Annotated in this window: 18 protein-coding genes; 4 read left to right on the top strand and 14 right to left on the bottom strand. The window is 36.3% G+C overall.

Going from position 1 to position 24482, the window contains the following annotated elements:
* Positions 1-137: 137 nt before the first annotated feature.
* The 5 genes from BN6556_RS20175 to BN6556_RS20160 form a co-directional block, all read right to left on the bottom strand.
* On the bottom strand, positions 138-2399 hold the full coding sequence (locus BN6556_RS20175; RefSeq protein WP_066195594.1) for a glycosyl hydrolase family 95 catalytic domain-containing protein: 2262 nt from the start codon (positions 2397-2399) through the stop codon (positions 138-140).
* Complete coding sequence (locus BN6556_RS20170) at positions 2396-5197, bottom strand: beta-glucosidase (protein WP_066195592.1); 2802 nt, start codon at positions 5195-5197, stop codon at positions 2396-2398. The genes BN6556_RS20175 and BN6556_RS20170 overlap by 4 nt, the downstream gene beginning before the upstream one ends.
* A gap of 389 nt (positions 5198-5586) precedes the next feature.
* Positions 5587-7230: an alpha-L-fucosidase gene (locus tag BN6556_RS20165; protein WP_066195590.1), complete on the bottom strand. Its 1644-nt coding sequence runs from the start codon at positions 7228-7230 to the stop codon at positions 5587-5589.
* Positions 7231-7526: 296 nt separating this feature from the next.
* Positions 7527-7703 (bottom strand): hypothetical protein, encoded by a 177-nt coding sequence (locus tag BN6556_RS21795; protein WP_078060181.1) that lies wholly within the window; start codon positions 7701-7703, stop codon positions 7527-7529.
* Positions 7704-7888: 185 nt separating this feature from the next.
* Positions 7889-8881 carry a virulence RhuM family protein gene (locus BN6556_RS20160; protein WP_066195584.1) on the bottom strand — a complete coding sequence of 331 codons (993 nt, stop codon included), beginning with the start codon at positions 8879-8881 and terminating at the stop codon, positions 7889-7891.
* Between the two features lie 610 nt (positions 8882-9491).
* Here BN6556_RS20160 and BN6556_RS22210 point away from each other — a divergent pair.
* Positions 9492-9662, top strand: a complete 171-nt coding sequence (locus BN6556_RS22210) for a hypothetical protein (RefSeq protein ID WP_161485730.1) — start codon at positions 9492-9494, stop codon at positions 9660-9662.
* A gap of 292 nt (positions 9663-9954) precedes the next feature.
* On the opposite strand, the gene BN6556_RS20155 is transcribed toward BN6556_RS22210, so the two are convergent.
* From BN6556_RS20155 to BN6556_RS20140, 4 genes are all read right to left on the bottom strand, one after another.
* Entirely contained in the window at positions 9955-10881 is a 927-nt protein-coding gene (locus BN6556_RS20155; protein ID WP_066195581.1) for a glycoside hydrolase family 43 protein, read from the bottom strand.
* Positions 10882-10998: 117 nt separating this feature from the next.
* The gene (locus BN6556_RS20150) at positions 10999-11787 is read right to left on the bottom strand and encodes a carbohydrate ABC transporter permease (protein WP_066196672.1); all 789 of its coding nucleotides are present in this window, start codon (positions 11785-11787) and stop codon (positions 10999-11001) included.
* Between the two features lie 91 nt (positions 11788-11878).
* Positions 11879-12754, bottom strand: a complete 876-nt coding sequence (locus BN6556_RS20145) for a carbohydrate ABC transporter permease (RefSeq protein WP_066195577.1) — start codon at positions 12752-12754, stop codon at positions 11879-11881.
* 173 nt (positions 12755-12927) lie between these two features.
* Positions 12928-14211 carry an extracellular solute-binding protein gene (locus BN6556_RS20140; protein WP_066195574.1) on the bottom strand — a complete coding sequence of 428 codons (1284 nt, stop codon included), beginning with the start codon at positions 14209-14211 and terminating at the stop codon, positions 12928-12930.
* Between the two features lie 322 nt (positions 14212-14533).
* On the opposite strand from BN6556_RS20140, the gene BN6556_RS20135 reads away from it, so the two are divergent.
* Positions 14534-14911 (top strand): helix-turn-helix domain-containing protein, encoded by a 378-nt coding sequence (locus BN6556_RS20135; protein ID WP_066195571.1) that lies wholly within the window; start codon positions 14534-14536, stop codon positions 14909-14911.
* 226 nt (positions 14912-15137) lie between these two features.
* Positions 15138-15620 carry a DUF2975 domain-containing protein gene (locus BN6556_RS20130; protein ID WP_066195569.1) on the top strand — a complete coding sequence of 161 codons (483 nt, stop codon included), beginning with the start codon at positions 15138-15140 and terminating at the stop codon, positions 15618-15620.
* A gap of 540 nt (positions 15621-16160) precedes the next feature.
* Here BN6556_RS20130 and BN6556_RS20125 read toward each other — a convergent pair.
* Complete coding sequence (locus BN6556_RS20125; RefSeq protein ID WP_066195564.1) at positions 16161-17069, bottom strand: LysR family transcriptional regulator; 909 nt, start codon at positions 17067-17069, stop codon at positions 16161-16163.
* A 143-nt stretch (positions 17070-17212) separates the two neighbouring features.
* On the opposite strand from BN6556_RS20125, the gene BN6556_RS20120 reads away from it, so the two are divergent.
* Complete coding sequence (locus BN6556_RS20120) at positions 17213-18220, top strand: alpha/beta fold hydrolase (RefSeq protein WP_066195563.1); 1008 nt, start codon at positions 17213-17215, stop codon at positions 18218-18220.
* A gap of 429 nt (positions 18221-18649) precedes the next feature.
* On the opposite strand, the gene BN6556_RS20115 is transcribed toward BN6556_RS20120, so the two are convergent.
* The 4 genes from BN6556_RS20115 to BN6556_RS20100 all read right to left on the bottom strand — a co-directional run bounded on the left by BN6556_RS20115 (position 18650) and on the right by BN6556_RS20100 (position 24447).
* Complete coding sequence (locus tag BN6556_RS20115) at positions 18650-19531, bottom strand: DUF6414 family protein (protein ID WP_066195557.1); 882 nt, start codon at positions 19529-19531, stop codon at positions 18650-18652.
* 173 nt (positions 19532-19704) lie between these two features.
* Positions 19705-21942 (bottom strand): DEAD/DEAH box helicase, encoded by a 2238-nt coding sequence (locus BN6556_RS20110; RefSeq protein WP_078060180.1) that lies wholly within the window; start codon positions 21940-21942, stop codon positions 19705-19707.
* Positions 21939-23828, bottom strand: coding sequence for a site-specific DNA-methyltransferase (locus BN6556_RS20105; protein ID WP_078060179.1), 1890 nt, complete (start codon positions 23826-23828; stop codon positions 21939-21941). Before BN6556_RS20105 ends, BN6556_RS20110 begins: the two co-directional genes overlap by 4 nt.
* Positions 23800-24447 carry a recombinase family protein gene (locus BN6556_RS20100; RefSeq protein WP_066195551.1) on the bottom strand — a complete coding sequence of 216 codons (648 nt, stop codon included), beginning with the start codon at positions 24445-24447 and terminating at the stop codon, positions 23800-23802. Before BN6556_RS20100 ends, BN6556_RS20105 begins: the two co-directional genes overlap by 29 nt.
* Between the last annotated feature and the right edge of the window lie 35 nt (positions 24448-24482).

The following is a 24482-nucleotide window of genomic DNA, read 5'->3' as shown; positions in this document are numbered from 1 at the left end:
CTTACCTTAGTATGATAAAGTGGAGCACCATTTGTCACTTTAATGTTTCACATGAAATATTGTAATCTCATTCCAAATGGAAGAATTTTTTCTATCGGTATTCCAACCGCCTTTCATTCAATATATAGCAAACCTTGTTACAAGTTTATTTCTACTGATTTCATGTGACCTTTTGCAAGAAAAATCGTTCGTTGATTTTGATCTGCTTCAGGGTACAAAGGTAGATAGAATTTAAATTCTTGGTCCTTCTCACTCATTAAATGAATCTTTACTTTTCTTAATGCTACATTCCATGTCATTTTTTCAACCTTCAATTGGTTTGGTAAACGAACACCTTCCATTTCACCTTGTGAAATCGACTCAGGTACTGCACCCAATAACGTAAGCGTGCCATGACTATAGTCGACTAACATTTCATGTACCACTTGTGGCAGCGCCCCATTTCCATCGACATTAAAGATTTCTTGATTATTATAGTGTGACATCATTAAGGAAGAGTAGAAACAGTTATGGTCGACTAGCAGGCGAAAAATATCGTCAACCAACTCTGGCATATGAAATTGTGTGGCACATAATGCCGCGTGCATTCTTCCATGGGTAGATGATGTGTTGCCTTCTTCGTTCATAAGCCAAGCTTCCAACCGTTTCTCAAAAGCTATTCTTGCTGCTTTCCATAAGGTTGGATTCGTTTCCTCACTGAATTCACGGCTTTGAAATATTGGATATAAATGAGAAAAATGACGATGGTTATAATTTTCGCCTTTTTCTGGGGTTAACCATTCTTTTAACGCACCTTCCTGGTTGATTTGATAACCTGGTAGTTTCTTAATCATTTGCTGACATTTTACTATCGTTTTACTTGGATACCCTAATACTTGATACGCTTCACTTAAATTTGTCAGCACTTCCTTGGCAACTGCCACATCCTGTGTCGCGTTATCTGCTGCTCCATTTTCTGCAGAATAAGATGGTGTAAAGCGATAGGTTCCATCAAGATCTTCTATCAGAAATTCCTCATAGAATCGCACAATGTCCTCTAAAAAGGGAACAACTTCGCCCTGTAAGAAAATCTTGTCCCCAGTAAAATGATAATATTGATCATACCAATGTGCGAGCCAACCTGCACCACAAGTCCATAAATGAAGTGGCCATTCCTCATTCCAATGCACATGCCTTCCGCTATTACTGGAATGTATAGCCGCCATCACACCATTTGACCCATAATATTTTTTGGCATTCTCACGAAAGCCCGGCATAAGTTCCTTTATTAGACGGAAATATCCTTCCAGTCCTTCGAGTAAATGACTGGAAAGCGCAGAGGTTATCGATAATTCCACATTCGTATCAAAAGTAAAATCTCCACTCCACGCCGGATCGAAGGTGCCTGTCCAAATGCCTTGTAAATTCGGAGTTAATTCACCTGCGCTACATATATACATGTAACGCCCTGCATCGTACATTTTTTCTAACAGAACAGGTGTTATTTTTGCTTTTTGCTTCGCTTTCGTAACTAACGACCAGATTGGTTGTATTCTTTCCTTATCAGTTGCAAGGTTAAGCTGAACACGCTGGAACATTTCCTCATGGATCTCACAATGTTTTTTAAAAAGTGTATGATAATCTTCTGACTTCACTGTCGGTCTTTTGACCACCATACGTTGTGTTACATCTTGATACGGCACAATCTCTATTCGGATTAGCGCAGGCCGATCACTGTTCATTTGAAAGCCTGTTTTCGCCTCCAGTTTGGTTACTCCTTCGCCAATTATTTCCATCCTTATATCATAGCCACCTGCACTATGTAGATAGTTAAAGTGTGTATGGATGGTTTGATGATCTAGGATACTGGTCTGTTTCATTTGTTTATTTTGATAGTCCTCTAAATAGACGGTATAATTACCGGGACTTAAAGCGTGAATGATTTGGTTACAATCTTGTGACACAAAGGATTGACGGTAAAAGGATTGCTGATTTGCCGTATAAGATACCGTTAATTCTCCTGTTTGATAATTGATACTTCGTTTATAGTCTTGATAGACTTGATGATCTGTTTCGATATGCAAATGAAAACCTGGATGAAATGGATCACTCATCGTTAACCCTTGATACCCAAGACTCTTCGCCTTTTGGTAATAAAACGAGACTGCTTTCTCATACCCTTCTTCACGAATGATCTCTCGGAATTCCTTCAGGTATGGTGCCATATCAGGTAATGCATAGCTATTTCCTTGTGGTAGATACAGCCGACAATGGTTGCCAATCAAAATATCATGACTCGGGTCACCAAAGACCATCACACCATGGCGGCCATTTCCACTGACTAAGGCATCTTCCCATTTTAATGCAGGTTGATCAGTCCAGATACCTCTTTTGGGTAATAGATGTTGCAAACTACTCATCCTTCCAATATTTGAATGAATTGCATGGAAACACCCCTCATTTCAAAAATGATGTCGAACGTTCCCTCCTCTGGTATGTCCAAATCGACAATATAATCTTCCCATTGATCCGTATTTATATGTTGCACAGCCGCTAACACTTGATTATCACGGTCGCTTATAAGCGTTCGTAATTGTGCCTGTCTGCCGGTTGCTCTTATTTTTAATCTTGCGTTAGCTTTCGCATATACATTCCGAAATAAAATCGACCCTTGTCTATCAGCTGTTACACATGGTCGCTCGAATTCACCTTTCGTTAATAAGATATTCTCATAATCATCATAGTTCTCTGCTGGTGTTATTTCCGTAAGTGTTCGTCCAGTAATGATTTCACCTTCGACAGCAATCGGCTGGAAATGATAGACGAATTGTTCACTTGATTTACCAATATGGAACTGAACGTTACCCTGCTCAAGCAAGAACTGATTGGATCTAACATCAAACACTTTCAGTTGTTCCACATCAATGGTAAATAGGATGCTTTTTTCTTGGTAGGGCAATAAATGTATTTTTTCAAAAGCGACTAATTGTTTATTCGGCCTTGGGTAATAACTATTCTTTATACTGGCATAGACTTGAACCACTTCATCCCTATTGCTATCACTTTCATTTTTTAATGTGCAAGTTATGGATACTATATCGTTAGCCGTTATCACTGATTTATCAACATCGAAGCCTCGATAACTAAGCCTACCATAACTTAGTCCATGACCAAAGGGATAGAGAATATTGTCTTCTGCATATTGATAGGTTCTTTTTCCTTTGCGAATATCGTAATCGGTAATAGCAGGTAATTGATCTACATTTCGATACCATGTCATACTTAGTTTACCAGAAGGGTTATTCTCTCCAAATAAAGTGGCAGCTAGACTATTTCCGAGTTCTTGCGACCCGTGCGAACTATATAAGATGGCCGGGATATGTTCTTCTTCCCAATTAATTGCAAAAGGGTAGCTTCCAATCACTACTAATACCATATTCGGGTTTGCTTGATAGACTGCTCGAATTAATCGTTGTTGATAGTCTGCTAAATCAATATCGGGGCGGTCTTCCGTTTCCTTCCCATTAATCATCGGGTGATTCCCGACACAGACAATAGCTACATCGCTTTCTTTTGCTTGCCTTACCGATTCTTCTATTCCGTTTGTTACGATTACTTTTTCAAATAAAGACGCATCGTTTTGGCCCACCACCACTTCATCATTTTCCATCGTTATCGGTTGGCCCTCCCAATTATAAGGCTTGAAAAACCCATTTTCTTGCGTATGTACACGGATTTTTTCACGATTAAACCAATCAAATATTTCCTCTTTGGTAGCTGAAAAGACATTCGATTTATTCATTTGGGTCAGATAATGATTGGTTTTTACACTCTTAAAGACATGCCAGTCATTTCCCCAATCTTCATCTACTAAAGTAGCATGAGCTGTTTCTTGTTGACTCGTTACGACCCACTGGCTTTTTTCATTTATCGTTAAATATTTTTGCGAGTTGGCTTCTTTCCACATGATGCGATCAAATCCATTGTGATAAGAGATATCGATGTCAGCTGCGTATTTTTTCACACCTGCTAATGGCGTTACTTTATAAGGCGGGAAACCCGTATACCAATCTCGAAACACATCGTCAGCTGTTGGACCAATCATTGCTATCTTTTTCGTTTTTTCTTTTGACAATGGCAAGACGTGCTGTTGATTTTTTAATAATACAATGGATTCGTCAGTGGCTTTTCTGACTAGTTTACGATGTTCCTCACTGCACATCCGATCTTCCGACACATCATGATAGGGATTCGCACTATTAGCTTGATCAAAATGTCCTAAGCGAAAGCGCACATTTAACATACGTCGTATCGCTCTGTCGATATCTGAGGAATCGATCAATTGCTTATCCAGCGCTTTTTGGGCTGCTTCTTCGACGACTTCCTTACGATCAACGAAACAGTCAATACCTTTCCTCAGCGCGTCAGCTAAGGCTTCTTCAAATGTAGCATAATATTGGTACTCTTCTACATTTAGCGTCAATGCGCCACCATCTGAAACAATAAAACCATCCATTCCCCACTCATTGCGGACAATTTCTTCTATTTCATTTATTTGCATACTGGGAATACCGTTAACCCCATTATAAGCTGTCATCATCGATAAAGCTTTAGCTTCTTTAAAAGCAGGTTCAAAAGCTTTTAGATAGTATTCTCTTCTATTTCGTAAATCGATACTATTGGATGTATCTTCTCTTCCTTTTTCGTTATTATTTCCATAGAAATGCTTTGGTGCTGCTACTAGTTTGACATAAAAAGGGTCATCACCCTGCATTCCTTGAATCAATGCTTTAGATAATTCACCCGTCAAATGAGGATCTTCTCCATAAGCCTCCTCGGTTCGTCCCCATCGAGGGTCCCGCTCCATATCGATCGTAGGTGCCCAAAGCGTTAATCCCGTTTTCTTATGTTGTAATTGATAAAATATTCTTGCCTCGTCACCAATGACACTGCCAACTTGATGAAGCAGTACTTTATTCCAAGTACTAGATAATCCAATTGGCTGTGGAAATACCGTCGTTTTACCACCGTTACGATCCACCACGCCATGTGCGGCCTCTCCACCAACAGCATATTCTGCTATACCTAATCTTGGAATAGCACTTTGTTTTGTACTCAACAATGATATTTTCTCTTCTAAAGTTAGCGCTTCCATTAAAGTGGTCAACCGTTGGTCTAATGGAAGATGTGGAGAGCTAATCTTTTCTATGAGGTTCAAATCATCACGTCCTTTTCATATGTTTATCATGAATCGTTGCATGCAGCGAATAAGTAATTTGCACATCTATGGATAGATAGCGCTTTCTATTACTGAATATATCACATGTATTCCATGATAAATACATTAAAAAGAAGAGATTTTTTACTGTGAAATATCGACATGGTTATATGGGATAGGCGTTTGCAGTAGTATATGTTAGTCCAAGACAAAGCCCTGGTGATATGTTTCACCAGGGCTTTGTCTCAATGGATCGTGGATTTATTTTTGATTATTTGGGGTAGCTAGTTGTCTAACTTATAATGATAGTTTCCTCTTTACTTGTCTGAAACTTCCTTTTGAACTTGTGAGTAATACTTACAAGTTGCTGTTTCTTGAATAATTCAACATTAACTATATTTTAAGTTCATTCCTTCTAAAACTAGACCTAATGGCTCCTCTGGATAATTAGGCTCTGCCAATGTGATGTTTAAAGGGACAATCTCATTCGCATTCACGGAAAATAATCCGATGTCATCTTCTACCAGTTGTTTGCCTGTCACCACTTTAGTCTCATTACCAAGTTCGATCTGGTAGGTTGTTTCCTTCTTTTGCACTTCACCTTGTACCTCTAACCATACACATCCCGCCTTTTCTGTAACGATAAACGCCGTATGACGTATCGTTGTTTCTTGGAGTGTATTATAATTTCCACGATCCGCAAAGCCGTATCCCATATAGATATCTGTTAATGCAATGGACCAGACACCATTTTCATCTGCCTCCACCGTTTTTTCTGGTATCATTCGCAATTCCTCTGCCAATTCAACCTTGATAACGGTTTGTATATCATCGATCGGTTGATCTGGACACTTAACAATTAGGTTATTGTCTTCTAAGCTCCATTCCAACGGATTAGAAGAGCCATCTTCTACTACTTGTATGATATCCGTTGCCAATCCAGGTAATGTTATGACACCATCCTTTGGTCTATTTATCACATGGAGAAATAAATCAGTTTCATTCACGGTCACTTCTCCCCAAGCTTGTCCTCCAAATTTAGTAGCTGATGCCCCTAAGATTGCTTGAGGGTGTCGATTGATCCATTCGCCAATGGTCAGCAGTACATCTTGTTCGAACGATACAACCGCCCCATCGCCACGCGGGCCGATATTTAATAAATAATTGCCCCCACGAGCTCGAACACTAGTTAATCCAGCAATCAAATCACGCACTTTTCCGGAAAAATCATGACGTTCCTGCCATTTGCGATAACCCCATGTTTCATGATAGATCGAGGCTGGCGTTTGCCACGGGGCATCTAATGTATTAAATGGAACTTGATTATCAGCCAATGTACGAAAATCACCTTTGTTATTCCAAATTCTACTATTAACAGCCGCTTCTGGCTGAAGTTCATGAACCATACTAGAAAATTTTATACTCTGCTCTAATGTCGGGCTGGACATATCAAACCACACTTCTGCAATCGGTCCATAATTGGTCATTAATTCACGTAATTGCTGTTCAATCACCTGTTCCATGGATACTGGAATATGGTTATTGTTATTATCATCAAATGCATGCCCTTGATGCCAATCCACAAGAGAGAAATAAACACCGAATTTCAAATCTTGCTTGTGGCATTCTTCAGCTAATCGTTTAAGCGGATCTTGACCATATGGTGTCTGCTTTACAATATTATAATCTGTGGTATCGGTATCAAACATGGCAAAACCATCATGATGTTTACTAGTAATCACGATGTAATGCATACCCGTGTCTTTTGCCAATTGACAGATTGCCTTTGGATCGAATTGATCTGCTGTAAATTGTTTTGCAACTTCCACATACTCTGTTTCAGGAATTTGATCCCACATTTGGATTTGTTCACTGTATCCAATCTTGACAGGTTTTCCATTTCGTTCCCCTCCAAATGCCGAATAAAGCCCCCAATGAATAAACATTCCAAATTGCAGGCGTTGCCATGCTGCGAGCGATTCATTCATGTTCACGTCTATTTTTCCTGAAATACCTTTCATTGTTTTTGTCATATTGATCATCCTTTCTTTTGTACTATTCTACCGTAAAGAGGCTGGCTATTGTTGTTTTTTATGGGAATAGTTGTAGATTTATATTTTTGTGCTACGTGCATTTCTTCAAAATCATCACTTTTATACATCTAACTTCACATCATCCTATATCGTTTGAAAAATTAGATGTTTGTTTCTTTATACATTAGCAGTTCTTCTTTTCTATATTTCCTTGAAGCCCCTATTTTGCCCCTATTTGTCCCTATTTTTGTCCCATTAGTCTTCTTGGCCTTTAGGGTGAAATTCTAATTATGTCCCTATTTGTCCCTATTCCCTTGGTCATAGGTATATTTAGTTCCCGCTCCTCTTCCTACCACTTTCACACCATCATGTTCTAATTCTTTGATCAAGCGTTGTACTTGTTTACGGTTCATACCTGTTAATTGTCTTATTTCTTTGTTAGTTAAACTTCGATCTGTTTTTAGTATTGACAGTACACGTTGTTTCCGTGTCTAACCTTTGCTAGTAGGGTAAAATGCTAAATTCTGGATGTAAATACCCGATCCCATTCTTATCAATGGATTATTACCTGCAATGTATCGTTCTAATTCATACAGCGCAACTGATATAGCATAAGTTTCAGCATCCTTGTGAGAATAATCCGTATTACTTGTAAGAATCATTTTAAATCATTATTCTCAACAAATACATCAAAATCATTAAATCTATCTTCCTCTACACGCCGCTGATTATACTTTTCGTATTCTGCACTTGCCAATTGATCGGCCACCTCTTTTGCTATTTTCCCCGCATTTTGAAGTATCTCTTGTTCATCAAACTCCAAAAAAGCGTCCAGTCTTGTTTTCCAATCTACCATATACATTGGTTTTTTTCTTTCTGCTTGATCTTCTGCATAGTCTAAATATCTAGTAACCATTCGATTTAATGCTTTCAGTTCCTTTTCATTCAAATAATTTTTGGCTGTCGTTACATCATTCTTGCGTACCCCGTCGCCTTTCCATGATGTTAAACCCATATTTTTATTTTTTGCATTTGCTCTACTCGCAATCAGCTCTGCTACTGTTTGACCATGTATAGCAAAGTGGAGTTTATTCTGTACAGTTGCAAAAAACTCTTGTGTGATTTTAGCTTTACTATCATAATCTATAGAGGTAGCATAAATGTCCGCAATTTTTTGATAAAATCTTTTTTCTGAAGCTCGAATATCGCGAATTCGTTCAAGCAGTTCATCGAAGTAGTCTTCTCCCAAATTCCGTATTTCTTTCAATCGTTCATCATCCATTGTAAAACCTTTAACAAGATACTCATTCAAGCGCTCCGTAGCCCATTGGCGAAATTGGGTACCGCGGTGTGAACGAACTCGATAGCCGATTGCAATAACCATTTCTAAATTGTAATGTTTTGTCTGTCTCTGGACTTGTCTTGAGGCTTCATTTTGAACTTGTAAGTAATACTTACAAGTTGCTGTTTCCTGTAATTCTGCTTCTTTATAAATGTTTTTTATATGAAGTGTAATATTCTGTGGAGAGGTTTGATATAATTCTGCTATAGCCTTTTGCGTCATCCAAACTGTTTCATTTTCTAATCTAACATCTATTTTTGTGTTCCCTGCTTCTGTTTGATAGATTAAAATGTTGGTTTCATTTTGCATCTTATTCACCCCTGTATGTCATTTTTGTAGTGCTTTTTTCGTTAACTTTTATTCAAAATTTGTCACGTATTTTAAGCCTTATCTGAGTACTATTATTATACCATTTATCAGCCATTAATTAAATAAAAATAAGAATGTTTGTTCCCAATAATGCTTCTTCTGATTTTAGTACTCACGAGTGTTATATAATTGATCGTGGCAATACATACCGCATAACCGTGTTATAATGGCTCAAAGAAAAAAGTAGCCTGAATCATTTTGAAAAAGCTTATTTCATCGTATACCGAGCGAAAGGAATGTTTGGATCAATGAATTAAGAGAAACACTGAAATGCCGGAAGAAAGATGAACTTAAGAAGTTGATTGTAGAAATGTATAAGACCATTCCGAAGAAAGTAAGGACATCGATCGATTAATCGAGGATCCAGAGACGTTTAAGAAGGAAAGAAAAAATACAAAGCAGACGCCAAAACAGGTGGATTTTCCTATTCTTGAGCAGGAAGTACAACAATTGATAAAAGATACTCATGCCCAAAACTATGTCGCTCCGAATCGAATAATTCCGAAAAAGGAATCTCTTTTACCAGCGACCCAAAATATGAAGAAGGCAAGTGGTAATTGCTCCAGATAAATGGATTTCTGATTCCTTGGAACTTGCCATCAATAACGACACTGATATGTATACATCAACGGATATGCTGCTGGAAGAATTGGCGGATACGATCAAAAATTGGAAAGATGAGAGAATCAGCAAAATACAAAGTAATCAACGATATAAATAGCCTAGTAAGGATTATTTTTATGACCCAGAGTGTGCTTGGCAAATATTGAACCAAGAGATACGTTGAAGAAGACTTAAGGCGGGAAAAGGTGTTTCCTGAGAGGATGGGTTATTGATGATGGAATGCCCTAGTAATCAGTTTCATTCCGCTTTTGGATAAAATAGTAATGCTAGTACACTCTTGATGGCATACTTTCTCATAAGGACACCTCTTCTGTAGTTTAGTTGCGTGCTAACTCCATTCTACAAACAAGGTGTCCTTTTTTAAGATTATTCGTTAATCAACACTCGTGTTAATTCCCTAATTTACGTTCATGCACTCCTTCAAATGTCATTTCTACCGGTTGAATAGTCCCGTCATCATTAAAGTAAAGACGATCAATACATACTTCTCTATGGTTAACATCCGTTTCTGACAACGGTCTTCTATGATAGATAATATACCATTCATCTTGACCAGGTATTTGAATCATCCCATGATGACCCGCTCCTGTTGCAACATTTGAATCTTGCTTGAGAATTTTACCTACCCTTTTGAATGGACCAAGTGGAGACTCTGCAATTGCATATGCCACCGAATAATCTGGACCGCCCCATCCTCCTTCCGACCACATGAAGTAATATCGGTTTTGCCGTTTTATCATACAAGGCCCTTCCACGAACAAATCAGGAGTAATATCTTTGTAAACCAATCCATCATCAAAAACGTCAAGACTGATCATATCTTTGTTTAATTTAACTACATTACAATGGCCCCATCCTCCATAATATAAATAAGCAACACCGTCATTATCTATAAAAATGTGTGGATCAATAGGCTGTGCCCCATGATGAATTTCGCCAATCAATGGTTGACCAAGTGCATCTTTAAATGGTCCTTGAGGGTGATCAGCAACCGCTACACCTATCCCTCCAATCTCATTATTACTTTGTATATCGTTAGCAGCAAAATAATAATAATATTTTCCATCTTTTTCTATAGGAGATGGTGCCCACATTGCTTTTTCTGCCCAAGGGATATCTTTCATTTCCAGTATTCTTTCTACTTTGTTCCAATCCATTAAGTTTTCCGAATAAAAAGCGTCAAAAAAAGTTTGTTCTTCATACGGCGCCGAATAGGTTGGATAAATCCAATAGAGATTATCAAAAATTCGTGCCTCAGGATCTGCATACCATCCAGGTATAACCGGATTCCCTGATGTTGGTTTACTATTATTCATTGTGAATTCCCTCCCATTGTTGATTAAAAACTTATTAATTTTGTTTACGTAATATGACTAGTATAATAAATTTTTATGGTTTTCACACACTTAACGTATACTTCCAAGCATTGCTTTCTAACCTTTAATACCTGAGAAGCTAATGCCTTTAACAATTTGTTTCTCAAATAACAAAAATGCAATTAATAAAGGGATGGAAGCTATAGCATTTGCAGTCATTGGTAACACATAAGTTTGCGTATAGGCTGCATTAAATACCGGAAGTCCAACCGGTAAGGTGTATAAATTTTCTGACAAGATCGATATAAATGGCCATAAGAAATTGTTCCATGATCCAATGAATGTAAAAATTCCTATAGCTGCCAAAGCCGGCTTGGACAGTGGTAAAACAATTTTATAATAAATCTTCAAATGGGAGCACCCATCAATTATCGCACTCTCAATGACCTCTTTCGGCACTCCATCAAAAAAACTTTTCAATATGATGATACCCAGCGGTGAGGCAATCATTGGCAGTATGAGGCCTGTATAACTATCTAATAAATTCAAGCTCTTCGCCACCTCATAAAGTGGGATAATAGTGGCTTCACCCGGAATCATTAAGCCTAATAAAAAGAAAATAAAAATGAAATGTTTAAAATGAAACTTCATTTGCGATATGGCATAAGCTGCTAAGGACGTAAAAATTAATGTTAATACTGTACTAATTACGGCAACCATAAGACTGTTTAACAACCAGCGTAAAATAAGGCTATCAAAAAGCAAGTCTATGTAGTTTGTGAATGTATAGGGTGGTAAGAACCAATTCAATGGATCCGTTGTCATAAACCCATCAGGTTTTATAGAAACAAACAACATCCAAATGATAGGGAATACAAATAAGATAGCAACGATTACACCTATCATTATCTTAATACCTATTTTAGGGTCGCGATTTCGCTGTAAAGCAATAGATTTCTTTTTGTTATTTTTCGAATCTAGGTTACGCTTATCCACATTAGCCCTCCTCCGATTTTTGATTTCTCAATTGGATGATCGAGAGAATTAATAAAATAAAGAAAAGCGCATAAGACATTGCGGCTGCATACTCAAGGTTATTTTGCGTAAAGCCGACTTCATAAATGTACTGTATTAATGGTCTTGTTGCACCGCCTGGACCACCATCAGTAATCAATAAAATTTGCGCAAACACTTTATAAGATGCCAAGATTTGAAGTAATAATATAACTCTACCGATAGGAATTAATTGTGGTAGTGTGATGTATCTAAACATCTGCCATCTTGTCGCACCATCGATTTCACTGGCTTCATATAATGATTTAGGTATATCCTGTAATCCTGCCAGGAAAAGAATCATATTAAATCCAACTGTCCACCAAAGTGTAACCACTACTATAGTTACCCAAGCAAGTACTTTATCTGCCATCCAAAACGGCTCTGCATCAATACCTATAGACTGAATAAATGTATTTACGAAACCGTTGTATGGTTGTAACATAAAGATAACAAGAAAAGAAATAACCGAAACAGATAAAATACTCGGAATAAAAAATGAACCCCTAAAAAACGTTTGAAACTTTGTATCTAAGTTGGCTAATAATGCTAATCCTAAAGAAAGAAGAACCATCGTTGGGGTTGTAAGAATCACAAACAATGTTGTATTCCATAACGTTCGCCAAAAATGAGGATCACCAAACATTTTTTTGTAATTTTCAAATCCAACAAACTCCAATTTATTAACCAAATTCCAATCATAAAGACTCATTTCCAAACCTTTAATCACTGGAAAAATAGTGAAAATCAAATATACGATAAAAAAGGGCAAAATAAATAATAACGCCCTCATATCTTGCATTAACCACTTTCTATTCATAAAAGACCGGTCCTCCTAGCGTTCCTTATTTACGTTTAGTGCATTTTTATATCCGATAAAGATCAAGAAATGGCTAGTCCTGCTAGAGCACAGAATTTCTAGAATCGCCCGTCAGCCAATAGTGATACACTAATATTGTGCTTTGACTGACGGACTTCTACTAGTTAAGACATCTACTCATTTATTAATTCCTTAACCTCTGTTTCTAAATCTGAAAATGCTTCTTCGGCAGTAGCCTCATCTGACCATAACTTGTCAAGGTTACGAGCAATAATATCTTCTAAGCCACGTGCATGAACTGTACGGTCTGCAAAGTTTACATAGTCAGCTACTTCTGAATACTCACTGCTATTTGGCATTTCTTTGAACGCATCTGATTCGACAACGGTTGTCTTAGCAGGAATATGACCAGCTTCAGCCCAATCCACACCATTATCAGTAATAAAGTCCATAAATTGGACGGCTACCTTCTGTACTTCTTCATCTGTATCTTGGGAATTAGGTAACACTAATGTGTGGGAATCTCCCCATGTCCCGTTCTGTTCAAATACATTTGGAATTGGCAGTGGAGTAAAATCAAGCTCTTCGCTTTTTTCAAATAGACCCGTATCCCATACCCCAGAACTTACAATCGCAGCGTTTCCAGATTCAAATTCCGATGAAGGGCTAGCTAAATTTAATGGAATTAATTCTTCATCAAAGAAGTTTTTTATATAGTTTGCTGCTTCAATACCTTTTTCCAAGTCAAGAACATACTCTGGATTATCAGGGTCTTCTGATACTATTCCTTCACCACCTAGTTGACTATAGTAAGCCCACCATAACCAGTAAAGACCACCGCCCTCACTTCCAAAAGCAAATGGGATTTTGCCATCTGGTAAATCTTCTTTAAGCTGTGTTAAAAATTCAATGAATCCCTCTGGTGTTTCCTCCATTTTAATGGAGCCATCATCATTTAATAAGTCCGCTTCTCGTAAAAGCTCATTATTTTGAAACATAATTAATGCATGAGTATCCATTGGAACTGCGTAGTGCTCACCATTAAAGACCGTTGCATCCAAGATATTTTGATTGAATTCATCCCAGTCCAATCCTTCTTCTGAAGCTAGTTCATCCATCCCTACAATAAGATCTCCATTTATTAATTCAGACAACACATGGGTATGAGCAACAGCAATATCCGGACCTTCTCCTGCACTAAGACTGGTAATTAACTTTGTATAATATTCTTCGTTATCTTGAAACACGCTATTTACAAAGATATCTGATTGATCATCATTAAATTTCTCGACTAATCCCTCAAAATACTCGCCATCTCCACCACTAAATGGATTCCATAAAACAACTTCTGTAGCCCCTTCAGGAACCTCGCTATTACCTGAATCTTCTGAAGAACATGCCCCCAACAAGATAGAAGTTAATATTAACCCCACCAATAAAATCATTATTTTTTTCATTAAACCAATTTCCCCCTTCATTATTTTCCAATGAATCCGATTACAATTTGACATTTAAGGTTACAATAGATTTCTTTTATGTACTGTATAGTTTGTAACAGTCCTCCCTTCACTCACCTAGGTCTAGGATTTATTCCTATAACCTCGTCTATTAACTTAAAATGGAATACACATATTTCACCCCACTTTTTGTTGTATTAAAATTATTATAGTTTATATTTTATAAACTGTAAATAAATAAGTTTATGATTCGTAAATTTATGAGTTTTAAAGACTAGCTGCTTGTATAATTTGTTGTAGTAAGAAGAGAAGGAGCTAGATTATGTTCAAATTCAACGAACGATTGCGATATATTCGAGAGGAAACTGGGTTCGAACAAAAAGAAGTAGGAAAACGATTAAATATGACAAAGAGTGGCTACAATCATTATGAATCTGGCAGAAATCAACCTTCTATAGAAACTATTATTAAAATAGCGGATATTTTAGACATCTCCACTGATTACTTACTTGGCAGGATTGATACACCATACCTTCCCGGCAGCTATACTATTAACGATGACTTATCATTGAATGAGACAGAAATGTTAGTCGTAAAGGAAATGAAAAAATCATTGATGGATAAGGTTAGCGACCAGCCTGTAGAAAAAGTGAAGCGTTTGGAGGAATATTGGGATTTTATTGAGAGTAAGCATGAGTAGGGCCCTAGTGAGGTTTTCACTAGGGTTTTGTTTGGATCGTTTATGATTCAAAATTATATAAAACATCCCTCTACCAATACTCAAACAACAACAAATGATAATTTTAACTATTCTTATCGGAATCAAGTTAACAACGCTAACACATTATTAATCAATATTTATTTATTGTTATTCGATAAATAACGTGCTAAAGTGATTATATCATTAAATTAGCGGGGTGCTTTACATGAATGTAAAACTAGGTTCCACTTTTTTCTTAAAGGTCATTGCTATTCTTATTGGAATTGCGGTGCTTATGTTATGTGTATATTGGTTTCCTGCAGCAGCCAGAAATGATGCGATAGAGCGCCCAGGTGATTATTCGCTGTATCCACTTTTGGCATGTGGATATGGAATCTGTATAGCGTTTTCTGTAGTTTTATATCAAGTATTTAAACTTTTAACCTGTATCGAAAAGAACAATATCTTTTCTGAGTTATCTCTTCAATCTTTAAAGCTAATAAAAAAATGTGCTTTCGCTGTCATTTTCTTCATTTTGTTAGCAATAGTTTATTTAAGGGTGCTTGCTCAATTCACAGGTGATGACTCGGCAGGTCCGATATCACTAGGTCTAATGGGAATTTTAGCAACAAGCGTCTTCATAGCTCTTGTGAACGTTCTTCAAAAACCTTTAAAAAGTATCTTAGAAGAGCAGCCAAAAAACGATTAACATTTTGAAAAAAGAATGAGGGATGGCATTTGCCTTACAATCTTTTTTACCACCAAATGTGGAGAGTTTTACCACCTTTTGCGGTAGGCTTTACCAATTCAACACATCCTGTATACTTAATGTGCATGCCAAGCAGCATGATATTGGTAATAAGCACGCATATTAAGTATACAAAGATATTAAATTAAATCAAAGTGGTAAACAACTTGTCGTTTGCTAGTATGATTATGCCATTCAATTGATCCAGTTCTGCCATCTTTTTGACCCACAGGTGACCAAAAACTGATCCACATATGACAATAGTGATCCATCCAACTGAAGAATAAGCACTTATCAACCACAGTGTTAACTGCCTTTGCCCTTTACCGCCGTGCCAATTCTTAGTGAATGCTGGAAGAGGACGGGGCCCCGCCGGTAAAGCTTAGAATTGATTGTCCGTGGTACGCTATTGAGGCGGATAAAGCCATAAAAGGATTGTTTTTTGCTATCCCCTAATAGTTGCGAATCAAAGATCAAAGAGCTTGCAGTTAAAGAAGTTTTCTAAACGGTTTTACTCCCATCCTCTATAGCGATAACCTCCCTTACTACTTCTATGAAAGATGATATGATTGGTGAAAGCCACTTTTCTTTATGCCAAGCCATATGAGTATATACTTGTAAATCTGAAAGTTGCCATGGAAGAGCAACAAGATCACCGCGTTCAACTTCTGCTTCCACTGTGATTTCAGGAAGAAAGGCAATGCCGATTCCCGAAATGGCACATTGTTTAATGGCTTCGGCATTTTGAAACTCCAAATAAGTAATACTATCAATGCCCTTTTTCTCAAATGATCGATCAAACATGGTTCGATAGGGACAGCCTTTTTCATTCACCAGTAATACTTCTTCGTGAAAATCTTCCTGATGCAGTACAGATTTTTTCGCAAGCGGATGATCAGGTGCAACGAACAAGCGGAAAGTTTCTTCCAGTAATGGTTCTACAGCAAGTCTCGTTGAAAGAATGGTTTCATCCAGCATAAAGACGACATCCGCGGTACCATCAAAGAGTGTTTGTTTGAGTTCCTGATTTGGAACGGAACGGAAAATAAGTCGAACTCCTGGATAGCGGGAACGAAATAACTTAAAGACAACCGGAAGGCGATAGGCGCAAAGAACCTCGTTGGCACTTATTGTAAGGGTGCCGCTAATATCTTCGTTGTCATGAACGGCATGGCGAGCTTCATCTAATTTGTCTATAACACTTTGGATATGAGTTAAAAAGCGTTTACCCGCAGTGGTGAGAGCGAGCTGCTTGCCCAAGCGGTCAAAAAGAGGAACACCAAGCTCCTCCTCCAATGCTTTGATTTGCATCGTCACGTTGGAAGGGACGTAGTTCAGCGCGTCCGCAGCCCGACTAAAATTTAAAGTGGAAGCAACAGTGCGAAACGTTTCCAGTTGGCGCAATTCCATTATCTTTTCCTCCCTTTTTATTTTCAATATTATTGAATACTACTTTTAATTTTGTTCACTTTTGTTGATAGTATCATGGGTTTATACTTAGTACAAGAAATGCATTTTAGATGTGTTTCATTTTTGAAGGAGGCGACCATACAATGGATTATGAGATTTTTGATTTGGGTGACGTAACCTTACAATCAGGAGTAACGTTACCGAATGCATTTCTTGCATATAAGACTTATGGAGAATTGAATGAAAAGAAGGATAATGTAATCGTCTATCCAACTGCTTTTGGTGATCAACACGTTCAAAATGAATGGCTGATTGGAAACGGGATGGCACTAGATCCGGGGGAATATTTCATTATCATTCCAAATTTGCTGGGGAACGGGCTATCTTCGTCTCCTAGTAATACTCCTGCTCCATTCGACAAGGCTAATTTCCCTCAAGTAACCATCTATGATAACGTCACATTACAGCATCGACTGGTGACCGAAAAATTCGGTATTCAAAAGATCGCTCTGGTAGTTGGATGGTCAATGGGAGGTGTTCAATCATTCCAATGGGGGGCAAGCTATCCCGACATGGTGGAACGAATTGCTCCTTTCTGCGGAGGCGCAAAGACTTGGCCACAAACGTATATAGTTCTAGGCGGAATGAAAGCTGCGCTAATGGCTGCAATTGGTTTCGATTCAAGTAAATTAAACCAGTTGACATCTGCAGACATGCGCGCTGTTGGTCGTGTCTATGCAGGATGGGGCTTATCTCAAACCTTTTACAAAGAGGAGCTTTATCGTGAGATGGGCTATGATTCATTGGAAAGTTTTGTTAATGGAGTTTGGGAAGATAGTTTTATGAGGATGGATCCACACAATGTCCTAGCCATGTTATGGACTGGACAAAATGGAGATATTAGTGCAAATCCCGTCTATAACGGAGATTTCGATAAGGCGCTTAAAAGCATTAAAGCAATTGCCAACGTCATGCCAGGAAACACGGATCTTTTCTGCACTGCGGATGATAACGAATACGAGGCTAAACATATCCCTCACGCTGTTTTTAACCCTATCGATTCAATCTGGGGCCATTTTGCCGGCCGCGGAATCAACAGTGCTGATAATAAATTTATTGATGACAGTTTGAAATGCTTATTGGAAAGTTGAATTTGCTTTAGAAGAAACCATTTTGATTAGAAGATAAGCATTAAACAAAGTAAAATGGTTTTTTGAACATAGCAAACTAATGATTAGCAAACAGTTTATCTTTTTAACCAATGGAATAGGTATTAAGCTACTCCTTATCTAGCGCAACTCCATCCACTGCTTTACAACTATTTGTGGTACGGGTCACCGTGGTAATTTAAGAGGCAAAAAAACAGCTTTGGAATTAATCGCCAAGGCTGTTTTTACTTAAACAATAGTTATACAGACAACCATTCTAGCATATAGATACCAGTAGGTAGGCCGAATTGTAAATATAGAATCAAACTATTGGTTTAATAAAGATTTGAAAAATTTGTTATGCGTAACATAATAAGTATTTTTGAAGCAAGTGGAGTTCATTGCCTGTTTCTTTCGAATTGGTTTTGAAAATCAGGAATATATTGCCATGGGTATCACTAATATTGAGGGGCTAGAAATTTTTGTTCGGATTTCTGGAAAATCTAATTGCTCATCAATATTTTTATTCATTGATAGGAATAAGTCTTCAAGTGTCCTTTGCTTAAATAATTTGAACCCAGTATTCCTGAACAAGTTTATATCATCATCTGAGTCTTTTACAACTTTTACTACCTTACCAATTACCGAATAGTTACCATCAATAATTTCATTCATATTATTGTGAGCAAAATAATCTAAATAAACAGGAATGACAGCCTTTAATTTTTCAGTATCATTAATTGTGCAAATTAAATCTATAATCCCATTCTCCACTAGCCCCTTTCTCATCACCTTAATCTGTTTAAGAATTTCTTGATCATTATTCTTTTTCCCACCCTTTGCATTCCCTTGAAAGCTCATTGCAATGACACCTATTTGTTCGAATGAATCTAACATTGAGACTAATGGATTCTTTTCTAATTTACTTTTGAACCTCACAAAACTACCTGTTTCTAATTCTTCTAAATGTTCTTCACTTGATATGTCTTTTATTAAATCATTCTCATCCAAATATGTTACTAGCTTTGAGAATAAGGATGTTGGTGTATGTACCCTTTCTTCATTGGCACTTTTCTCATCCTTACTATTTTTTTCCTTCCCAAAAGCGGCTTTAATCTTCGTTTTTACACCATAGAGACCAAACCCAACTTCTCCTTCCGTACTTCCAGTCGTAGTGGTACCTTTTGTCGTTGATATGTTTAGATTCGTAACTTGTGCAAATCCATCCTCAATTACTGCTAGTAAGTCGAAAACTATCTTTTGATTTAGATAAGTAGTAATTGGTAATACATAACCTTTTTCTGGCTCCTTCACTAAATTACCCCCTATATATTCATAAATCCCCTTCCGTCTCCTGTAATATAAACACAGGCTCTTTGAAACAATTTTAGTCATTTTATATCAATTTCATATTTCAAAAATCTCTTTATTAAGAAAACAGCATTGGAATTTTTTCCAATACTATTTTCTCCCCCAGTCACGGAATATTACAATATATCTTTTAAGGCTCTCCATTCCACATTATTCATATTTTCCGTATAGGTGGTATTATTCAAAAATAAGTTTTGATCCTTATCTCTGACAAATCCCCAATTCAGGTTGTTTTTACTAGCATAATTTTTAAATGCTTTAAATTTAATCTCTGACCGCTCATCAATATTCTTGCTCCTGCCTTGTACCTCTCCTCCTTTAGTTTCTATAATCCAAACGTCTCCATCTTTTAACTTGACAATGTAGTCAGGGTAGAACAACCATTGATTCTCCAGTCTATCAAGATATACAATTGATAAATATTGTTGTCCTGTATCCCCGTTTTTATAAACCCATTCTACTGAACTGTTTCCTTCACAATATAGTTCAAATAACTGTTCACTTGTCGAACGTAATCCACTAACTGTCATTTGACTTGTGTAATTTCTGTAAACATTTGTTAAATATTCTTCAATATGAAGATTGGTAGAGTCAAACTTGACAAAATCTTCTTCTGGAAGTGTAAATGTGCTAATTTTAGGATTGATCTCTATGCCTTGCATTTGATAAGTTGAACCAGCTACCAAAGTTCTAAAGTCATCACGTATTCTACTTGCATTATTAATAATAAATGCATACCATTCACTCTTATTTAAGTTTAGGAGCTTTTGTTTTTTTCGTACTTGATTAGAAAATAGTGATAACAGAACTGCACGAACGTTTTCATGTGACATTTTAACAACTTTTTTCATCATATCAATTGAGTGCATCATATCTATTCCATGCAAGTGTGTATTTACTGCATATGAAACTTCCCTATAAGTTCCTTTTTCTCTAATCATCAGCTCTTTATATGTAGTAAAACGCCCTTGTCGATACTCACCTAATATTCGATTATCCATTTCAAAGCCATGAGTCCTTAAAATATCTCTATTTTTCTTTTTATCCGTAGTGAGTTTATAAGTGTCCATAAAATAGTTGTAAATCAGCCTATAAACATCTGCTACACCAACGGAATCATAATCTAAATCACGGTTTTCCTTTGGCAATTGGAAAGACTTGTATTGAGGTTTCAGAAAGAGCTTAGTTACTTCATAGGAAGAATCCATATTATTTATTACTGTTTCTTTATATTTTTCATCAAACGTATACAAATAACAACAGTCTAATATTTCTTTTTCATAATGTTTTGCTTCAGGCATTCTTCTTATACGTCCAATAGTCTGAATCTCAAAGTCATCGTCCATTTTCTCTCGTAACTTTACTAAGATATGAGAGCGAGGACAATCCCATCCTGTCGCAATAGCTTGTTTAATGAGAAGGAATGATGGATACGCATTCTCTTTTTCAATTCCTTCTAAATTAATTTTGTCAGAAGCATCTGCCATCCACTTCGCAACCATTTTATTCTCATAAGAATAACCCATATCAGATAGTTGCTTTTCTACTTGCTTAATTTGTACATCTGATGATGAAGGGAATTGAATGAGTACCAATGGACGTATATTTTTACCTAAGTTTTCATATTCCTTTAGGATTTCTAGTCTTTTTTTATCTGCAAGTTTTAACAAAACTTCCGATTCAGTAGATATTTCCATTTCACCTTGTTCATCATTCAATGATAGACCTTCGTTAATGTACATAGCTTTCTTAATCAATCCTGATTGAATGACCTCTTCTTCTTTTATTTCATACCAATTAAAACTCGGATTTTTCTTAGCGGTGGCTGAAACACGGATGATAGTTTTTGCCGAAAAAGCATTAATGATGTCCTGTGCCTTTGCCGTATTGTGTGAATGTTCCTCATCAATGATCACAATAAAATTTATGCCATTTCTATGTGCATTCGCAATTTGTTCAAACAGATTTTTCCGTTCGTTTTCTGTAATGGAACGGTTATTTTTCTTTGTTACCTGTTCCCAATTGATAAAGGTTGTTGTACCTACATTAAACCCATCGTTAAGAACATCTTGCATATCTTGTGTACGTAAATGTGGGGCTAATTTTTCCATCTTTTCCTTTGATTGCTCTTCTAACTCTCCACTACCAGGAGTAAGCCATACAAAAACTGATTTATCATTTGGTACAAACTCTAAGTATCTGTCAATATATGCAATTAATATAACTGTTTTCCCACTACCAGTAGGACTTTTCATCGTAATTGTTTTATTTTTATTTATATTAGTCGACTCTTCAATAAGATAAGAAACCGAATCTTCTTGGAAATCAAAAAGACCCTTTGGCAGCAAAATCATAATTCCCCCACCTCTCTTAATTCTTCTGTAAAGTAGTAATCAGGTATTGTTACCACTTCGATTTCTATTTCTTGTATTTTTCTCATATCTTCAGTCGTAAAAAAGACAAAAGAAGGTTTGAATATTCTTTTACACTTTTTTAAATTCTTTATATAAAGAAGAATTTTATCTTTTTCTTCATCATTTTTTAGAACAATATAGGTTTGTTGGTCTAATCTTATTTGATATTCTAATTGAATCATTTCGGTAATATGTTTCATTAACTGTTCTGAAATATAAAGCTCACCATCACTACATCTATTAATATAATCAGTTTTATAATACTTTAAGTTTGCAGGAACTGGTTTTGTCTTCCCATTCTTTTCCAAGACACCATATAATTCATAGATTCCTTTTTTAAAAGAGGTTTTAAACTTGGTGTATTTATCATGCTGTTCTTTTTTTATGGTTTCAACCTTTTCAAATATTTTATTCACATTTTTTAAGTCGGTTTGAGTAAGTTTCTTTTCAAACAACAAAACTTCTTTTTTCCCCTCAAAGCTATAGCCTTTTATTGTATTCTTTAATCTTGGGTAAGTCACCGTTTCACAAATATTATTTTCATTATTCGTACATAGAATAAAGTTCCTTTTCCCTCCATCAAATTGGTTTAATTCAAGTACAGCCTGTCCTGTTGTTCCTGAACCTGCAAAAAAATCCAAGACCATTGCATTTTTATTATCAATTAGTTGAATCAAATGTTTTATTAACCGCAGTGGCTTTGGGTTATTGAATTTCTTTTTACCTACTACCTGATTGATTTCTGTTGTTCCTTCTCCATTCAATATATCTAATATTAAATTCTTATAAGGAGCTGATCGGTCAATCGAATTACCTTCATTATCTACATACAAATAGTTTTTATATTTAACTGCCCAACCTGACTTTTTATTTTTACTCTTCTCAAATTCAATATATCCATTTTCTAAGCCCCACTTAACTTTTTCCTTTCCCCACTTCCAAGTCCAACCATCATTCAAAAATTCAGTTCTTCCATTTGGATAAGTAACCGTACCGTCAGGACATTCTATGCCATAATTTAGAGAATCACTATATCTTAAACCACCTCGGTCTAAGTTATCTGGGTAATAAGGACCCCTTTCCTCTACATAAGAATCCGTTCTTCGATAACGTTTTTCATCAAATGATTCTTCATTTCTTGCAAAAGTCTTTTTCCACAATTCTTTGTCTGATGATTTAGCATAAACAAGAATATACTCTGTTATAGTGGCTATTCCATTCGCATCAGATGCACCTGTTTTTCGTTGCCAAATCATGCTTGTAACCATATTTTTCTCACCAAAGATTTCATCACACAATAATTTTAATGGACCGTATTCATAATCATCTATAGAGATGAAAATTACTCCTTCTTTCGACATTAGTTGCCGAGCAACCTTTAAACGCTTTTCCATAAAAGAGAGCCATTTACTATGTTTGAAACCATCTTCTTTAATAACAAATTGATCATTATATTTAAAGTCTTTATTTCCTGTATTGTATGGGGGATCAATATATATGACATCAACTTTACCAGTATGTGTTTTATTTAATAAGTACAGACTATGAAGATTATCTCCTTCAAGTAGAAAATTGTACTTTTCTTCCCTATTATCATGTATTTCTCTTTCTTTAACCTCCTTGAATACTGGAATTTGCGTTTCTAATTCTTTGTCTACACGTTCTGCATGTTCTTCCCAAACAAGACCAAATTTTTTCTCCGTTAAATAATTCTCTATTTCATTGATTGATATAATAGATTTATCGTCAGTATGTAGCTTTCTAATATTATCTAGGAATTCAAGCATTTTAATTCTTCTATCTTTTGATAAGTTTGTCCCCATCATTTTCAATCCTTTCTGCAGAATCTTCTTTTTTTATTGAATAAATCGTACTTCTAGCTACCCCGGTCTTTCTATGTATATCCATCACACTTGTTCCGTTATTTAATTCTTTAATAATCTCGTTATATATAATCCTATCCTTACCTATTGCATCTGAATGATATTTTTTCTTTCTACCTTTGTACTTACCTTGCTTTTTTGCTATTGCTATTCCTTGTTTTTGAGCTATCCTAATGCGTTCCCGTTCTTCTTCTACCATCCAAGATAACAATGAGAGAGTTAGATCTGTTAATAATTGTCCAATACCTTCTAGCTCCTTATACTTTGTTGTATCAAGGATTGGCATATTTAATACAACAATATCTATTTCATCTTTTATTAATGATTCCCATTCATTTTTTATTTCTTGTTTGTTCCTACCAAAACGACTTAAGTCATGAACTACTAAAATATCTCCAAAACGTAATTTCTCTCGCATCTTTTGATAAACTTTTCTATCTACAAAGTTCTTCCCTGATTGTTTCTCTGTAAATATTTTTTCACATCCATATTCCTCTAAATCTTTAACCTGCCTTGACAGGGATTGATCAGATGAACTGACTCTCGCATATCCAATAATCATTTTTCAAAATCACCTCATTATCCGAAGTAATTATC

This window comes from Gracilibacillus timonensis, assembly GCF_900086715.1.
Classification (GTDB): domain Bacteria; phylum Bacillota; class Bacilli; order Bacillales; family Amphibacillaceae; genus Gracilibacillus; species Gracilibacillus timonensis.
Note: the sequence above shows the minus strand (reverse complement) of the source record. Positions and strands in the feature narration are given on the sequence as shown.

Excerpts from the sequence above, each read along its gene's own strand:
- BN6556_RS20160 (WP_066195584.1), bottom strand. The coding sequence starts at position 8,881 with ATGCAAAATGAAACCAACATTTTAATCTATCAAACAGAAGCAGGGAAC.
- BN6556_RS20130 (WP_066195569.1), top strand. The coding sequence starts at position 15,138 with ATGAATGTAAAACTAGGTTCCACTTTTTTCTTAAAGGTCATTGCTATT.
- BN6556_RS20100 (WP_066195551.1), bottom strand. The coding sequence starts at position 24,447 with ATGATTATTGGATATGCGAGAGTCAGTTCATCTGATCAATCCCTGTCA.
- BN6556_RS20135 (WP_066195571.1), top strand. The coding sequence starts at position 14,534 with ATGTTCAAATTCAACGAACGATTGCGATATATTCGAGAGGAAACTGGG.
- BN6556_RS20155 (WP_066195581.1), bottom strand. The coding sequence starts at position 10,881 with ATGAATAATAGTAAACCAACATCAGGGAATCCGGTTATACCTGGATGG.
- BN6556_RS20110 (WP_078060180.1), bottom strand. The coding sequence starts at position 21,942 with ATGATTTTGCTGCCAAAGGGTCTTTTTGATTTCCAAGAAGATTCGGTT.
- BN6556_RS20165 (WP_066195590.1), bottom strand. The coding sequence starts at position 7,230 with ATGACAAAAACAATGAAAGGTATTTCAGGAAAAATAGACGTGAACATG.
- BN6556_RS20140 (WP_066195574.1), bottom strand. The coding sequence starts at position 14,211 with ATGAAAAAAATAATGATTTTATTGGTGGGGTTAATATTAACTTCTATC.
- BN6556_RS20105 (WP_078060179.1), bottom strand. The coding sequence starts at position 23,828 with ATGATGGGGACAAACTTATCAAAAGATAGAAGAATTAAAATGCTTGAA.
- BN6556_RS20150 (WP_066196672.1), bottom strand. The coding sequence starts at position 11,787 with ATGATAGGTGTAATCGTTGCTATCTTATTTGTATTCCCTATCATTTGG.
- BN6556_RS20145 (WP_066195577.1), bottom strand. The coding sequence starts at position 12,754 with ATGAATAGAAAGTGGTTAATGCAAGATATGAGGGCGTTATTATTTATT.
- BN6556_RS20175 (WP_066195594.1), bottom strand. The coding sequence starts at position 2,399 with ATGAGTAGTTTGCAACATCTATTACCCAAAAGAGGTATCTGGACTGAT.
- BN6556_RS20125 (WP_066195564.1), bottom strand. The coding sequence starts at position 17,069 with ATGGAATTGCGCCAACTGGAAACGTTTCGCACTGTTGCTTCCACTTTA.
- BN6556_RS20120 (WP_066195563.1), top strand. The coding sequence starts at position 17,213 with ATGGATTATGAGATTTTTGATTTGGGTGACGTAACCTTACAATCAGGA.